Origin of the sequence: Kocuria sp. CH-021 (assembly GCF_049716185.1) — a bacterium.
GTDB lineage: Bacteria > Actinomycetota > Actinomycetes > Actinomycetales > Micrococcaceae > Kocuria > Kocuria cellulosilytica.
In genome coordinates, this window is sequence record NZ_JBNAFK010000009.1 from 35,299 (window position 1) to 49,371 (window position 14,073).

At 74.9% G+C, this 14,073-nt stretch carries 14 protein-coding genes; 4 read left to right on the top strand and 10 right to left on the bottom strand.

The features are described from left to right. The first annotated feature begins 1 nt into the window (after window position 1). Both ppsA and ACPYN7_RS08585 read left to right on the top strand, forming a co-directional pair. On the top strand, window positions 2–2,419 hold the full coding sequence (gene ppsA / locus ACPYN7_RS08580) for a phosphoenolpyruvate synthase (protein ID WP_424347364.1): 2,418 nt from the start codon (window positions 2–4) through the stop codon (window positions 2,417–2,419). Next, window positions 2,416–4,305, top strand: a complete 1,890-nt coding sequence (locus ACPYN7_RS08585; protein ID WP_424347365.1) for a heavy metal translocating P-type ATPase — start codon at window positions 2,416–2,418, stop codon at window positions 4,303–4,305. Before ppsA ends, ACPYN7_RS08585 begins: the two co-directional genes overlap by 4 nt. Window positions 4,306–4,318: 13 nt before the next feature. Here the strand turns inward: ACPYN7_RS08585 and ACPYN7_RS08590 are convergent, their stop codons facing one another. The 4 genes from ACPYN7_RS08590 to ACPYN7_RS08605 all read right to left on the bottom strand — a co-directional run bounded on the left by ACPYN7_RS08590 (window position 4,319) and on the right by ACPYN7_RS08605 (window position 6,341). Then, a complete protein-coding gene (locus ACPYN7_RS08590) occupies window positions 4,319–4,747 on the bottom strand; it encodes a universal stress protein (RefSeq protein ID WP_424347366.1) in 429 nt (142 codons plus the stop codon). Window positions 4,748–4,832: 85 nt separating this feature from the next. Next, window positions 4,833–5,261, bottom strand: coding sequence for a universal stress protein (locus ACPYN7_RS08595; protein ID WP_058875248.1), 429 nt, complete (start codon window positions 5,259–5,261; stop codon window positions 4,833–4,835). 76 nt (window positions 5,262–5,337) lie between these two features. Beyond that, window positions 5,338–5,769 (bottom strand): universal stress protein, encoded by a 432-nt coding sequence (locus tag ACPYN7_RS08600; RefSeq protein WP_424347367.1) that lies wholly within the window; start codon window positions 5,767–5,769, stop codon window positions 5,338–5,340. A 155-nt stretch (window positions 5,770–5,924) separates the two neighbouring features. Further along, window positions 5,925–6,341: an Hsp20/alpha crystallin family protein gene (locus tag ACPYN7_RS08605; protein ID WP_058875246.1), complete on the bottom strand. Its 417-nt coding sequence runs from the start codon at window positions 6,339–6,341 to the stop codon at window positions 5,925–5,927. A gap of 285 nt (window positions 6,342–6,626) precedes the next feature. On the opposite strand from ACPYN7_RS08605, the gene ACPYN7_RS08610 reads away from it, so the two are divergent. Next, window positions 6,627–7,172, top strand: a complete 546-nt coding sequence (locus ACPYN7_RS08610; RefSeq protein WP_157571464.1) for a hypothetical protein — start codon at window positions 6,627–6,629, stop codon at window positions 7,170–7,172. Here ACPYN7_RS08610 and ACPYN7_RS08615 read toward each other — a convergent pair. Together ACPYN7_RS08615 and ACPYN7_RS08620 are read right to left on the bottom strand one after the other, a co-directional pair. Next, window positions 7,169–8,494: an erythromycin esterase family protein gene (locus ACPYN7_RS08615; RefSeq protein WP_424347368.1), complete on the bottom strand. Its 1,326-nt coding sequence runs from the start codon at window positions 8,492–8,494 to the stop codon at window positions 7,169–7,171. The genes ACPYN7_RS08610 and ACPYN7_RS08615 overlap by 4 nt on opposite strands. After that, entirely contained in the window at window positions 8,491–9,846 is a 1,356-nt protein-coding gene (locus ACPYN7_RS08620) for a phosphoribosyltransferase family protein (RefSeq protein WP_424347369.1), read from the bottom strand. The genes ACPYN7_RS08615 and ACPYN7_RS08620 overlap by 4 nt, the downstream gene beginning before the upstream one ends. Window positions 9,847–10,113: 267 nt before the next feature. Between ACPYN7_RS08620 and ACPYN7_RS08625 the strand changes: the two genes are divergently transcribed. Continuing rightward, entirely contained in the window at window positions 10,114–10,683 is a 570-nt protein-coding gene (locus ACPYN7_RS08625) for a hypothetical protein (RefSeq protein WP_058875243.1), read from the top strand. Between the two features lie 25 nt (window positions 10,684–10,708). On the opposite strand, the gene ACPYN7_RS08630 is transcribed toward ACPYN7_RS08625, so the two are convergent. Genes ACPYN7_RS08630 through ACPYN7_RS08645 form a run of 4 tightly spaced genes read right to left on the bottom strand, consistent with a single transcriptional unit; the run spans window position 10,709 to window position 14,069 of the window. Next, a complete protein-coding gene (locus ACPYN7_RS08630) occupies window positions 10,709–11,767 on the bottom strand; it encodes an enoyl-CoA hydratase/isomerase family protein (protein ID WP_058875242.1) in 1,059 nt (352 codons plus the stop codon). Between the two features lie 40 nt (window positions 11,768–11,807). Then, entirely contained in the window at window positions 11,808–12,632 is an 825-nt protein-coding gene (locus tag ACPYN7_RS08635; RefSeq protein ID WP_424347370.1) for a glycerophosphodiester phosphodiesterase, read from the bottom strand. 10 nt (window positions 12,633–12,642) lie between these two features. Next, a complete protein-coding gene (locus ACPYN7_RS08640; protein ID WP_424347371.1) occupies window positions 12,643–13,524 on the bottom strand; it encodes an HAD family hydrolase in 882 nt (293 codons plus the stop codon). Between the two features lie 26 nt (window positions 13,525–13,550). Further along, entirely contained in the window at window positions 13,551–14,069 is a 519-nt protein-coding gene (locus ACPYN7_RS08645; RefSeq protein ID WP_058875239.1) for a YbhB/YbcL family Raf kinase inhibitor-like protein, read from the bottom strand. Window positions 14,070–14,073: the final 4 nt, after the last annotated feature.

Sequence of the window (14,073 nt, forward strand, 5' to 3'; positions counted from 1 at the left end):
CGTGGCCGCCCCCGAGGTCCGCTGGTTCGAGGAGCTCGGGATCGCGGACGTCCCCCTCGTGGGCGGCAAGAACGCCTCGCTCGGGGAGCTGGTCCGGGAGCTGGCGTCCCGGGGCGTGCGCGTGCCGGGCGGCTTCGCGACCAGCGCGGACGCCTACCGGTCCTACGTGGAGGCCAACGGGATCGGGCCCGCCCTGCGGGAACGGCTCGAGGACCACCGCGCGGGCCGCGCGACGCTGCGGGAGACCGGGGCCGCCGTGCGGGAGCTGTTCCTGCGCGGGGAGTTCCCCGAGGAGACGGCGCGGCAGATCCGGCGGTTCTACCGGGAGCTCTCCGAGCGCACCGGCCGCGCCCGGCTGTCCGTGGCCGTGCGCAGCAGCGCCACCGCGGAGGACCTCCCGGACGCGAGCTTCGCCGGCCAGCAGGAGACCTATCTCAACGTGGTCGGCGAGGAGGAGCTGCTGGCGGCGTGCCGGCGGTGCTACGCGTCCCTGTTCACGGACCGGGCGATCACCTACCGGGAGCTCAAGCGCTTCGACCACCTCGCGGTCGCCCTGTCCGTCGGCGTGCAGGAGATGGTGCGCTCGGACCTCGGCGGCTCCGGGGTGATGTTCTCGATCGACACCGAGAGCGGCTTCCCCCGCGTGGCGGTGATCAGCGCGGCGTGGGGCCTGGGCGAGACGGTCGTGCAGGGCACCGTGGACCCGGACAAGTACCTCGTCTTCAAGCCCCTCCTCGACGTCGCGGAGGCCCCGATCGTGGAGCGGACCCGCGGGGCCAAGCTGCACAAGCTCGTGCACGACGACGACGCCCCGGCCGGCGCCGCCGCCACCCGGCTCGTGGAGACCACCCCCGCGGAGCAGGAGGCGTGGGTGCTCGGCGACGCCGACGTCCTGCAGCTCGGCCGCTGGGCCGTGCTCGTCGAGGACCACTACGGCCGGCCCATGGACCTGGAGTGGGCGAAGGACGGGCTGACCGGCGAGCTGTTCCTGCTGCAGGCCCGGCCGGAGACCGTCCAGGCCGGGCGCAGCGGGACCCGCTTCACGGTCCACCACCTCCGCGAGGAGGGACGCGTGCTCGCGGTGGGCGCCGCGGTCGGGGACGCCGTGGCGACCGGGCCGGCCTGCGTGGTGCGCACCGCTGCGGGCATCGAGTCCTTCCGGGACGGGGCGGTGCTCGTCACCGAGATGACGGACCCGGACTGGGTCCCGGTGATGAAGCGTGCCGCCGCGATCGTCACCGACCACGGCGGGGCCACCAGCCACGCCGCGATCGTCAGCCGGGAGCTGGGCCTGCCCGCCGTCGTCGGCACCGGGGACGCCTCCCGGACGATCCCGGAGGGCCAGGAGCTGACGGTCTCCTGCGCGTCGGGCGACCGGGGCACGGTCTACGAGGGCGCCCTCGCGTTCGACGTCGAGGAGGTGGACCTCGGGGAGCTGCCGGACACGCGCACCGCCGTCATGGTCAACGTGGCGAGCCCCGCCGCGGCCTTCCGCTGGTGGCGGCTGCCGGCCGACGGGGTGGGGCTGGCCCGGATGGAGTTCGTGGTCAACAACATCGTCGAGGTCCACCCCATGGCCCTCGTGCACCCGGAGCGGGTGCAGGACGAGGCGGACCGGTGGCGGATCGCGCAGCTGACGGCGGGCTTCGCCGACGGGCAGGAGTACTTCGTGCAGACGCTGGCGCTGGGCATCGCCAAGCTCGCCGCCCCGTACCACCCGCTGCCCGTGATCGTGCGGCTCAGCGACTTCAAGACCAACGAGTACGCGCACCTCGTGGGCGGGGCGGCCTTCGAGGAGCCCGAGGAGAACCCGATGCTCGGCTTCCGGGGCGCCTCGCGCTACTACGACCCGCGCTACCGCGAGGGCTTCGCCCTGGAGTGCCGGGCGCTGCGGCGGGTCCGCGAGCGCATCGGCTTCGACAACGTGGTGGTCATGGTCCCGTTCTGCCGCACCGTGGCGGAGGCGGACCGGGTCCTCGCCACGATGGCCGAGCACGGCCTGGAGCGGGGACGGCACGGCCTGAAGGTGTACATGATGTGCGAGATCCCCTCCAACGTGGTCCTGGCCGAGCAGTTCGCCACGCGGTTCGACGGCTTCTCCATCGGCTCCAACGACCTCACCCAGCTCGTCCTGGGCGTGGACCGGGACGCGGAGGCCCTGCGCGCGCTCTTCGACGAGCGGGACGAGGCCGTCACCCGGATGATCGGGGAGGCGATCCGCAAGGCCCACGCCGCCGGCATCCCCATCGGCATCTGCGGCCAGGGCCCCAGCAACCACCCCGACTTCGCCGAGTTCCTGGTGCGGGAGGGCATCGACTCGATCTCCCTGAACCCGGACAGCTTCCTGCGCACCGCACGGCGGATCGCCGAGACGGAACGTCGACTCGGGGCCGGGCCCGGGGGCACCATGGACGCATGAGCCTCTCCGTGGGCGCACGCCCCGACCTCGACGTCGACCCCGGCCGCGCGGGCCGGCTGCTCGACTTCCCGCGGCGCTACCCGCTCGTGGCCGCCACCCTGGCCGTGGGCGCCGTGGTCATCGGGCTGCTGGCCGCCGGGCAGCCGGTCCCGGCGCAGTGGCTGGGCTCGGGCTGGGCGCTGGCCGTGGCCGCCCGGGTGGCGTGGGGCATGGTCGAGGACGTCCTCGCCGGGCACTGGGGCGTGGACCTGCTGGCCGTCACCGCGATCAGCTCCACCGTGGCGGTCGGCGAGTACCTGGCGTCCCTCGTGGTGGTCCTCATGCTCACCGGCGGGCAGGCCCTCGAGGACTACGCCGCCAACCGGGCCCGCAAGGAGCTCAACGCGCTGCTCGAGCGGGCCCCCGTGCTCGCCCACCGGTTGCACCCGGACGGCTCCGTCCAGGACGTCCCGGTCGAGGAGGTCCGGCCCGGGGACGAGATCCTGGTCCGCCCCGCCGAGGTCGTGCCCGTGGACGGCCGGCTGGTCGGCGCGGAGGCCGACTTCGACGAGTCCTCCATCACCGGGGAGAGCCTGCCCGTGACCCGCCGCGCCGGTGACGCGGTGCTCTCCGGGGTGCTCAACGAGCAGCAGGCCGTGGTCCTGCGGGCCACGGCGACCGCGGCGGACAGCCAGTACGCCACGATCGTGGCGATGGTGCGCGAGGCCGCCGCGTCCCGCGCGCCGGTGGTGCGCCTGGCCGACCGCTACGCCGTGCCCTTCACCGCGTTCGCCCTCCTCGTGGCCGGGCTGGCGTGGTGGTACCACGGGGACCCGGTGGTCTTCGCGGAGGTCCTCGTGGTGGCGACCCCCTGCCCGCTGCTGATCGCCGCGCCCGTGGCGTTCCTGGGCGGAATGAGCCGGGCGGCCCGCAACGGGGTCATCATCAAGAACGCCGGAACGCTCGAACGGCTCGCGGCGGTGCGCACCGCCGCCTTCGACAAGACCGGCACGATCACCTACGGCCGCCCCGAGCTGCTGGCCGTGCACGCCCGTCCCCCGTTCCGGGAGGACGAGCTGCTGCGCCTGACGGCCTCCGCGGAGCAGTACTCCTCGCACGTGCTCTCGGCCTCGGTGCGGGACGCCGCGCTCGCCCGGGGGCTGGACCCGGTCCCCGCGGAGGAGGCGCACGAGGAGGCCACCCACGGGGTCACCGCCACCGTCGGGGGGCGCCGGGTGGTGGTCGGCAAGCGCGCCCACGTGGCCCGCTCCGCCCCGGACGTGGTCGAGCAGGCGCTCGGACCCGGCGAGCTGGCCGTGTACGTGGCCGTGGACGGCCGTTTCGCCGGCACCCTGGTGATGAGCGACCGGGTGCGCGAGGACGCGGCGGCCACGATGGCCCAGCTGAGCGCGCTCGGGGTGCGGGAGATCCTGGTGCTCAGCGGGGACGCCCGCGCCACCGTGGAGCACGTCGCCGCGGCGCTGGGCATCACGCGGGTGCTGCCCGAGTGCCTGCCCGAGGACAAGGTCCGCACCGTGCGGGACGCCCGGGACCGGCCGGTGCTCATGGTCGGCGACGGCGTCAACGACGCACCCGTGCTCGCCGCCGCCGACGTCGGCGTCGCGATGGGTGCCCGGGGCGCGACCGCCGCCAGCGAGTCCGCCGACGTCGTGGTCCTCACCGAGGACCTCGCCCGGACGGCGACCGCGGTGCGGATCGGCCGGCGCACCATGCAGGTGGCCCTGCAGAGCATCTGGCTGGGCATCGCCCTGTCCGTGGTGCTCATGCTCGTGGCCGCCACCGGGGCGATCCCGGCGATCTTCGGCGCCCTCAGCCAGGAGGTCGTGGACCTCCTGGCCATCCTCAACGCCCTGCGCGCCCTGCGGGGGCCGCGGGGCGAGAAGTGACGGGCCGGTCCGCTCAGTGCCGGACCACGAGCACCGGGCAGTGCGCGTAGGCGACGCACGCGTGGGACACGGACCCCAGGCCGGAGCCGAGGAGCCGGGCGCGGCCGCGCCGGCCGAGCACGAGCAGCTGCGCGGTCTCGCTCTCCGCGATGAGCCGGCCGGCCGGGCGGCCGTGGGTCACCGTGGTGGTCAGCCGTCCGGGGACGTCCTCCCCGAAGACGGCCGCGACCGTGCGCGCGAGTATCCGCTCGTGGTTGGCGCGCAGGGCCTCCTCGTCGACGAGGAGCTCGGCGTCCAGCACGGTGGGGTCCCCGGCGCACGCGATCGCCTCGAGCGGGGCATCGAGGGCCTCCGCGAGTCCCGCGGCGAGCCGCAGGGCCTCCATCGAGGACTCCGAGCCGTCGATCCCCACGAGGATCCGCTGGTCCGTCGGTGCACTCATGGTCGAACCTCCTGGTCCGGGCCGGCTCCCGGGAGCCGGCCTGTCGGTGCCGCGGGGGCCGCGCCGGGCGGCCTGCGCCGGCCGGTCAGTGCCGGACGACCAGCACCGGGCAGTGGGCGTGCGCGATGCACGCGTTGGAGACGGAGCCCAGGGCAGAGCCCCGCATGCCGCCGTGGCCGCGGCGGCCGAGGACCAGCATCAGGGCGTTCTCGCTCTCCTCGACCAGCCGGGCCGCGGGCCGCCCGTGCACGAGTTCGGCGCTCACGTGCTCCGGGACCTCGCCGCCGAACACGTCCTCGACCGTCGCGCGGAGCACGTCCTCGGTGCCGGCCGGCGGATTGTTCGGGTCGACGGTCTCCCAGCCCTCGTAGACCGGCGGGCCCTGCCAGAACATGAGGGCGGTCAGCGGGGCGCCCAGGGACCGGGCGATCCGGTCCCCCGTCCGGAGGGCCTCCTTCGAGGAGTCCGATCCGTCGATCCCCACGAGGATCCGCTGCTGCGATGGTGCTGCCATGGTCGAGCTCCTTCGTTCCGGCGCCCACGGTCCGAGCCCGGGGCGCGCTCCGTCCGGCAGGTTCCTGCCGGAGCGCTCAGTGCCGCACCACGAGGACGGGGCACTTGGCGTGGGAGACGAGGGCCGAGGAGACCGAGCCGAGGATCATCCCGAGCACCCCGCCCGTGCCCCGCCGGCCCACCACGAGCATCCGGGCGCCCTCGCTCTCCTCGATGAGGCGGGCGGCGGCCTGGCCGCGCAGCAGCCGGGTGGCGAGGCGCGCGGGGCGCTGCTCCCCGAACACCTCGGCGAGCGTGCTCTCGAAGAGCTGCTCGCTGCCGCGGCGGAACTCCTCGGGATCCACCACGCGGTAGCTCTCGTAGAGCAGCGGGTCCTCCCAGCACATGACGGCCTCGAGCGGCGCGCCCAGGGCCTCGGCGAGCCGCACCCCCTCCCGGAGCGCGGCCTTGGACGAGCCGGACCCGTCGACTCCCACGACGATCCGGTCACCGGACGACGGCTCGTCCATGCTGTACCTCCTCGATCACGGCGGGCCGGCCGGTCCGCCTGTCTCCACGATAGGACCCGGTGAGGTCCGTCACAACGGCCCCCGGGTCCGCGGGGCCCGTGCGACGGCGGGCGGCACCGAGCCGGTCCGCCCGCCCCCGCACGGCCGGCGCGGCCTCAGCCGCGGGTCACCTGGATCTTCTTGGTGGCCGGGGGCTCGACGTGCTCGGCGACGGGCACGCGGACCTCCAGCACGCCGTCGCGGTAGGCGGCGCTGATGTCCTCGTCCCGGCACCCGGCGGGCAGCGGCAGGGTGCGGGAGAACGAGCCGTAGCGGAACTCCGAGCGGTAGCTGCCCTTGTCCTTGTGCTCGGTCCGCTCCCGGCGCTCGGCCCGCAGGTGGAGCACGTCGTCGGCCACGGTGAGCTCCACGTCCTGCTCCGGGTCGATGCCGGGCAGCTCCGCCCGGATCACCACCGTGTCGCCGTCCCGGTACTCCTCCACCCGGGGCCAGGACGCCTCGACGTCCCCCTCCAGGAGGCGCCGGAGGGGCTCGAGCATCTCCAGGCCCTCCCTGCGCATCAATCCGGCCATGACCTGACTCCTTCCCGTGGCACCGCTCCACGGCGCCGACCGGGGTGTCGCCCCCGGCCGGCCGGGGAACCGGCGCGGTCCGCCTCGACCCTTCCAGCGTAGACACCGCCGACCGGGTGCGTAAGACCCGCGGCGCCCGGGGCGCCATGATGACGGGCCCGCTCGGCCGGCTCCCGGAGCACTGGATCCGCAGGTGCCGCGGGGCGATAATCAGGGCATCCTCCACGGGTGCCGCCGCCGTCCGGCGGAGCGCCCCGGGGACCGGGACCGATCGGAGTGTCCGCCGTGGACAACAACGTGATGAAGATCGTCTACACCTTCTTCCTCGGGGCGCTGCTGGCGCTGTTCGTGGGGCTCGGCATCCAGACCTTCTACCCGGGCCCGGAGATGCCGGAGCCGACCTCGGGGGTGGAGTTCGTCCCCGAGGGGAGCGGCACCCCCACCGAGGAGCAGCGCGAGGAGATGGCGGAGAACGAGCGGCAGTGGCGGCAGTGGCAGGAGGAGCAGCAGGCCTACAGCCGCGACGTGGCGGTCGTCGCCCTCGGCGCCTCCGTGGTGCTGCTCGGCCTCAGCCTCGTGCTCGAGAAGCGCAACAGGGTGCTGACCAACGGCGTGATGCTCGGCGGTCTCTTCACCCTGCTCTACGCCATCGGGCGGAGCTTCGCCTCCAGCGAGACCACCATGACGTTCATCGCCGTGGGCGTCGGCCTGGCCGTGGTGCTGTTCCTCGGCCACCGCCGCTTCTTCCAGGACCGTCCCGCCGAGGACGCGCCCGAGGAGGGACGGCCGGAGCGGACCGACGTCCGGGCCGCTCCGCCGGAACGCCCCTAGAAGCCCGTCGGCTCGGTCTCCAGCTCGGGCTCCTCGGGCGGGCCCTCGTGGTGCAGGGGCCGCAGCGCGGCGGTCACCGTGAACCAGAGCAGGGCGTCGTAGCGCTCCCCCATCCGGGTGGGGACGTAGTTGCCGGCCTCGCGCCACGGGTGGTACACCACCCCGATGGCCCGGTGACCGTACCGCCCGGAGAGCCAGGGCCCGGAGCGGTCGCGGCCGAAGACCAGCACCGCGGGGTCCGCCAGGGCCCGGTGCAGCAGGTCCTCGTGGCTGCCGGGACGGGCCTCGGGGACGGCCACGACCTCCTCGGCCGCGCCCCACGACTCCGCCGCGACCACCGTGCCGGCCCAGGAGGCGAGGCCCACGAGCACCACCTCGTGCGCGGCGTGGCGCTCGCGCAGCAGCTGGCCCACGTTGACCAGCCCGGCGTCGAACATGTCGGTGGCCCGGGCGTCCCCCACGTGGGAGTTGTGCTCCCACACCAGGCCCTTGGCCCCAGGCCCGTGGTGGCGGGAGAGCAGGCCGGCGGTGTCCGCCATGTGCTCGTCCCGCACGTTCCAGGACTGCCGGTCGCCCCGGACCATGGTCCGGTAGTAGCGCTCGGCGTCGACCGCCACCATGGCGTTGAGGGCGGCGTCGAACGCGGCGGGGTCACCGGCCGTCCGGTCCATGGTGCGCCGGCGCACCTCGGCCAGGAGGGCCACGACGTCGGCCTCGCAGCTCTCGGGCACGATCCGGGTGCGCCACGCGTACCGGTGCGGGTCCTCGTGGAAGGGCACGAAGCACTGCCACGCCTGCAGCGCGGCGGGCAGGGCCTCGGGGGCGCTGGCCTCGAGCCAGCCGATGATCTCCCGCAGCGAGTCCCACAGCGAGTACACGTCCAGGCCGTAGAAGCCCACCTGCTCGTGGCCGGCGCGGCGGGCGTTCTCCTCCCGGAGCCAGTCGAGGAACTCGGCGACCTCCTCGTTCGCCCACATCCACGTGGGCCAGCGCTCGAAGCCCGCGAGGACGCCGCGGGCGTCGAGGTCCTGGTCCGCCTCGCCGCGCACCCACCGGTCGATCCGCCGGCAGTCCGGCCAGTCCCCCTCGACTCCGATCCAGGTGAAGCCGTGCTCCTCGATCAGCCGGCGGCTGAGCAGGGCCCGCCACCGGTAGTACTCGTGGGTGCCGTGGGAGGCCTCCCCCACGCACACGAACCGGGCACCGGCGCAGCGCTCGACCAGCCGGTCGAGATCCGGGGCCCCCTCCAGCGGCCGGGCGAGGGAGCGGATCTCCGCGAGGACCTCGGCCTCCCGGGAGGACCCCCGTCCGCGGGCGCTCACCGGGACGCCCCGTCGCCGTGCTCGCCGGCCGGCCGGAGGTGGCGGAGGAACCAGTCCCGTGCCAGTCCGGCGGCCTCGGCGAGCGTGCCGGGCTCCTCGAAGAGGTGCGTGGCGCCGTCCACGACCGCCAGCCGGGTGGGGCAGCGCATCGACTCCTGCGCCCACCGGTTGAGGCCGAGCACCTCGAAGTCCTCGCTGCCGACGATCAGCAGGGTGGGCGCCCGCACCGAGCGCAGCCGCTCGTCCGCGAGGTCGGGGCGGCCCCCGCGGGAGACCACGGCGGCGATCGACGCGCCGGGCTCGGCCGCGGCCCACAGGGCGGCGCCGGCGCCCGTGCTGGCCCCGAAGTACCCGACCGGGGAGGCCGCGGAGCCGGGCTGCTCGCGCAGCCACGCCGTGGCCACGAGCAGCCGCTCGGCGAGCAGGCCGATGTCGAAGACGTTGCCGCGGTCCGACTCCTCCCCGGGGGTGAGCAGGTCGAGCAGCAGGGTGCCGAGCCCCGCCTGCTGCAGGACGGAGGCCACGTACTGGTTCCGCGGGCTGTGCCGGCTGCTCCCGCTGCCGTGGGCGAAGACCACCACCCCGGCGCCGGGCCGCGGCAGGTGCAGGTGGGCCTCGAGCTGCTCCGTCCCCGCCGGGATGCGCACGTCGGCGTCGACCGGCCGGCCGGCCGGTTCCCGGTCCGCCCGGGCGGGCCCGGGCAGCTCCGCCTGGTGGCGGTGCCGGGCGGCGTCGAGCAGCGCCACGACCTCGTCGTCCTCCGTGGCGGAGAAGTCCCGGTAGTGGTAGCCGACGGCCGTGAAGTACGGCGGGGTCGCGAGGCAGATCACCTCGTCCGCCTCGACCACCCGGGACAAAGCCTCCTGCGGGGCCACCGGAACGGCCAGCACCACCCGTGCGGCGCCCAGCTGGCGGGCGATCCGGCAGGCCACGCGCGCCGTGGAGCCGGTGGCGATGCCGTCGTCGACGACCAGGGCGATCCGCCCGGTGAGATCGACCCGTTCCCGGCCCGCCCGGAAGCGCTCCGTCCGTGCCTCGAGCACGGCCCGCTCCCGCGCCTCGATCTGCTCGAGCTGCGCGTCCGTCACCCCGAAGTACTGCAGGGTCCGCTCCTCGAGCACCCGGGCGCCCTCCTCCCCGATAGCGCCCATGGCCAGCTCGGGCTGGGAGGGGACCCCCAGCTTGCGCACCACGATGACGTCCAGCGGGGCGTCGAGGATCCGGGCCACCTCGTGGGCCACGGGCACCCCGCCGCGGGGCAGGCCCAGCACTACCACATCCTGTCCGCGCAGGGACCTCAGCCGCTTCCCCAGCTGCCGTCCGGCCTCGACCCTGTTCTCGAAGACCGCCATGGCCTCCACCGCCTCTCCGGCGGGCGCGCGGCCCACCGCCCCTCCGGTGCTCCCCGGCTCCGCCCGGGCCCTCGGGTCCCGCGGGCCGGGGCGGATGAGTCCAGCGTAGGCAGACGGGGAAGCCGGTGGAAGGCCCGCGGGCCAGGTGACGGCCGTGGACAACCCTGCGGGTCCGGCCCATAATGCGAGCACGCCCCGCCGGCCGGCCGCGGTCCCGGGCGCCCTGGACGGACGTCCCGCACGAGCGGGGGAGACGGAGCACGCCGCATGGTGGACCGCACGGAGGACCGCTCGCAGGACCGCAGGGTCCTGCGGACGGTCTACACGTTCTTCCTGGGGGTGCTGCTGGCCCTGTTCGTGGGTCTCGGCATCGCCACGGTCCACCCGGGTCCGGAGGAGCCGGAGCCGCCGCGGTCCATCGCCCTGGCGCAGGAGACGCGGGAGCTCACCCCGGAGGAGCAGCAGCAGTGGGTGGGCTACGAGCTGGAGCGCCGGGCGTGGGAGGACGAGTTCATGCGCCACAGCCGCGACGTCGGCGTGCTCGCCCTGGTCGCCTCGGTCCTGCTCCTGGCGGTGAGCCTGGCCGTGGAGCGGCGCCGGCCGGTCCTCGCCCACGGCATCCTGCTCGGCGGCCTGTTCACGCTGCTCCACAGCGTGGTCCGCAGCATGATCTCGCAGGACACCCTCGCCGCCTTCGGCGTGGTGACCGTGGCACTGGTCGTGGTGCTGTACCTCGGCTACCGCCGGTTCGTGGACCGGCCCACCGGGACCGGCGACCGCCCGGGCCCCTCCGGGACGGTGGTCAGCGACAACGGGAAGCACCCGTCCCGCCGCTGAGCGGGGCGGGCCCGTGCCGGGCCGTCTACAGGGGCAGGGGGAGCTTCTCGCCGAGCACGGCCCGCACGGCCGCGACGTCGACGTCCGCGACGGAGGCGTGCTCCCAGGCCGGCGCGTTGTCCTTGTCCACGAGGACCGCCCGCACGCCCTCGGCGAAGTCGGGGCGCACGATCGTGTCGGCGGCCAGGCGCAGCTCCCGCTCGAGGCAGGAGCGCACGCTGTCGTCGGCCGCCCCTCGTTCGAGCAGCTCGAAGGCGCGCACCAGGGAGGAGGGGCTCATCCCCGCGAGGTCCTCCGGCGCGGCGGCGACGATCTCCTCGAGGGTCGGGGCGCCGTAGCGCTCCTCGATCCGGTCCCACTGCGCGACCACGGAGGACGGCTCCGGCTCCCGTGCGAAGCGGGCCAGCGCGTCCTCCGGGCCCTCCTCCACGACGGCCCCCGCGAGGGCCTCGAAGTCCTCGTCGGCCACGAGGACGTCGGCGAGGCCGAGGGCGACGGCGTCCGCGCCGCTGATCCGCTGCCCGCCGAGCGCGAGCCAGCGGCCCACGGCCAGGCCCGGCTCGCCGCGGCGGTCCGGGCGGGAGACGCGCGGCAGGAACCAGGAGGCGCCGATGTCGGGGAAGAACCCGATCTTCGTCTCGGGCATCGCCATGACCGTCGAGGGCCCCACCACGCGGTGGGAGCCGTGCACGGAGATGCCCATGCCGCCGCCCATGCAGATGCCGTTCATGAGCGCCACGTAGGGCTTCGGGTAGTCCGCGATCAGGCAGTCGAGGGCGTACTCGACGGCGAACACCCCGGTGGCCTCCTCGGTCCGCCCGCCGAGCACGGCGTCGCGGACCTCCCGGATGTCGCCGCCGGCGCACCACGCCCGCGGCGAGGCCGACGTGACGAGCACGTGGCGCACGGCGTCGTCGTCCCGCCACGCGTCGAGCGCGGCCTTGAGGTCCCGGTACATCTGCGCGGTCAGGGCGTTGAGCTGCCGGGGCCGGTTGAGCACGATGTGCCCCGTGCCGTTGCGGACCTCGGTCCGGACGTGCTGCTCGGTGCCGGGCGCGGTGCCGGCCGTGGCGGTGTCGGTCATGGTCCCCACCCTGCCACGGGCCGGACCGCCGTGTCATGGCTCACACGCCGGTGGGCGGCCACTGCCCCCGCTCCGCCAGCAGCGCGGCGAGCCGGTCCGCCCGGTCGGTGACGATCCCGTCGACCCCGAGCTCGAGCAGCTCCGCCATCTCGGCGGTCTCGTTGACGGTCCACACGTGCACGTCGATGCCGTGCCGGTGGGCGAAGCGCACGAACCGGGGCGTCACGAGCTGGACCTCCACCCCGCCCCGCATCCGGTACCGGCGGGGGATCTGCACGGTGTCGAACGGCTCGATCCAGCGGGCGGCCACCCGCCGGGCGAGCCGCCAGCTGGGCCCGCCCAGCCACGAGCACACGAGCAGCAGGCGCATCCCCTCCTTGCCGGAGGACGTGGGCACGCTCCGGCCGTCGAGCTCGCGGATCCGCCGCAGCGTGCGCCGCCGCCGGCTCTCGGAGAAGGACGTCACCCGCACCCGGTCCGCCGCCCCGAGCTCGTGGAGCAGGGCCGGCAGGGCCATCACGGACGCCTCGTCCTTGACGTCCACGTTGAACCTCAGCCCGGGGAACTCCGTCAGCAGGTCCGCGAACCGTGGGATGCGCCCGGCGCCGGCCACGCGCTGGGTGCTGATCTGCTCCCAGGTCAGCGCGGAGACCTTCCCGCTGCCGCCGGTGACGCGGTCCAGGGTCTCGTCGTGGAAGGACAGGACCACGCCGTCGGCCGTCGTGTTGACGTCCGTCTCGATCCACTCGTAGCCGAGGTCCCGGGCCGCGCGGAACGCGTCGAGGGTGTTCTCGGCCCCGTCGCGGCAGAAGCCGCGGTGGGCCAGGGCCGCGGGACGGCCGCGCCGGTGCGCTGGAGGGGTCACCCCCCTATTGTTACCCCGCGGTAGCGGTTTGTCCCGCCCATGACGCACCGGGGCGCCCCCGGCGCAGCAGCGCCTCGATCACCTGGGCCACCCCGTCCTCCTCGAAGGGCGGGGCCGTGCGGCCGACCGCGCGGGCCACCGCGGGGTGCCCGCCGGCCATCGCGTACCCGTGGGCGGCCCACGTGAGCATCTCGAGGTCGTTGGGCATGTCGCCGAAGGCCATCACCTCGTGCGGGCCGATCCCGCGCTCGGCCGCGTACTGCTCGAGGGTGCGGGCCTTGGTGAGCCCCTTCTGCCCCATCTCCACGAGCGGGGCGGCCGCCACGGAGTGCGTCACGGACAGCCTGCCCGCCACGATCCCGGCGAGCGCGCGGAAGTACTCCTGCGGGTCGGCGGTGTCCAGCTTGGCCAGGAACTTCACGAGCCCCTGGCCCTCAGGCACCCGCTCCCGCAGCGCCCCCACCAGGGGGGCGCCGATCTCCATCCGGTCGGTGCGGGCCCAGCCGCGGTCCGTGAACACGCCCTCGAGCGTCTCCGCCGCGAACAGCGTGCCGGGGTGCCGGGCCGCGACCTCGTCCATCACCGCGAACGCGTCCCGGGCCGGGAACAGGCTCGACTCCACCACGAGGTCGGCCCGCAGGTCGTAGACCACCGCGCCGTTCGAGCAGATCACCACGCCCTCGTGGCCGAGCTGCTCGCGCAGCGGGTCGAGCCAGCGCATGGGCCGGCCCGTCACGAACACCACGTGGATCCCGCTGTCCTGGGCGGCCCGGATCGCGTCGACGGTGCGGGGGCGGAAGCGGAAGTCGTGCCCCAGGACGGTGCCGTCGAGGTCGCTGGCGATCATCCGGATCGGCGCCGCCGCCCCGGGGACCTCCGGAGTCGGGCTCACGGGTGCGCTGCCACCTCTTCCGCCACCTATGCCTCGTGCGTCCCGGTGAGGCAGGCACGGGCGATCCCGGAGCTGAACAGCTGGAAGTTGACCACCGCGGGACTGGCGCTCTCGTCGACGTCGATCCGCTCCTCCCCCACCGCGGTCACGCACACCACGTAGCGGTGCGGCCCGTGGCCGGGGGGCGGGGCGGCCCCCACGTACTCGTCGGTGCCGCCGTCGTTGCGGTGCTTGACCGCCCCGGCCGGCGGGCGGGAGGCCGCGCCGCGCTCGAGCGAGGTGACATCGGCGGGGATGTTGGACAGGCACCAGTGCCAGAAGCCGCTGGGGGTGGGGGCGTCCGGGTCGAAGACCGTGACCACGTAGCTCCTGGTGCCCTCCGGGGCCCCGGACCAGCTCAGCTGCGGGGACACGTCCTCGCCGCCGGCGCCCATGATGCCCGAGAGCTGGGCCGGGGCGAGCGGCCCGCCGTCGGTGATGTCCTCGGAGGTGAGGGTGAAGCTCGGCAGGTCGGGCAGGTCTGCGTACGGATCGCGATCGAGCACGGGC

Coding starts and splice junctions, on each gene's coding strand:
- ACPYN7_RS08625 (WP_058875243.1), top strand. CDS start 10,114: ATGGTGGACCGCACGGAGGACCGCTCGCAGGACCGCAGGGTCCTGCGG.
- ACPYN7_RS08600 (WP_424347367.1), bottom strand. CDS start 5,769: ATGGACGAGCCGTCGTCCGGTGACCGGATCGTCGTGGGAGTCGACGGG.
- ACPYN7_RS08585 (WP_424347365.1), top strand. CDS start 2,416: ATGAGCCTCTCCGTGGGCGCACGCCCCGACCTCGACGTCGACCCCGGC.
- ACPYN7_RS08595 (WP_058875248.1), bottom strand. CDS start 5,261: ATGGCAGCACCATCGCAGCAGCGGATCCTCGTGGGGATCGACGGATCG.
- ACPYN7_RS08590 (WP_424347366.1), bottom strand. CDS start 4,747: ATGAGTGCACCGACGGACCAGCGGATCCTCGTGGGGATCGACGGCTCG.
- ACPYN7_RS08620 (WP_424347369.1), bottom strand. CDS start 9,846: ATGGCGGTCTTCGAGAACAGGGTCGAGGCCGGACGGCAGCTGGGGAAG.
- ACPYN7_RS08630 (WP_058875242.1), bottom strand. CDS start 11,767: ATGACCGACACCGCCACGGCCGGCACCGCGCCCGGCACCGAGCAGCAC.
- ACPYN7_RS08605 (WP_058875246.1), bottom strand. CDS start 6,341: ATGGCCGGATTGATGCGCAGGGAGGGCCTGGAGATGCTCGAGCCCCTC.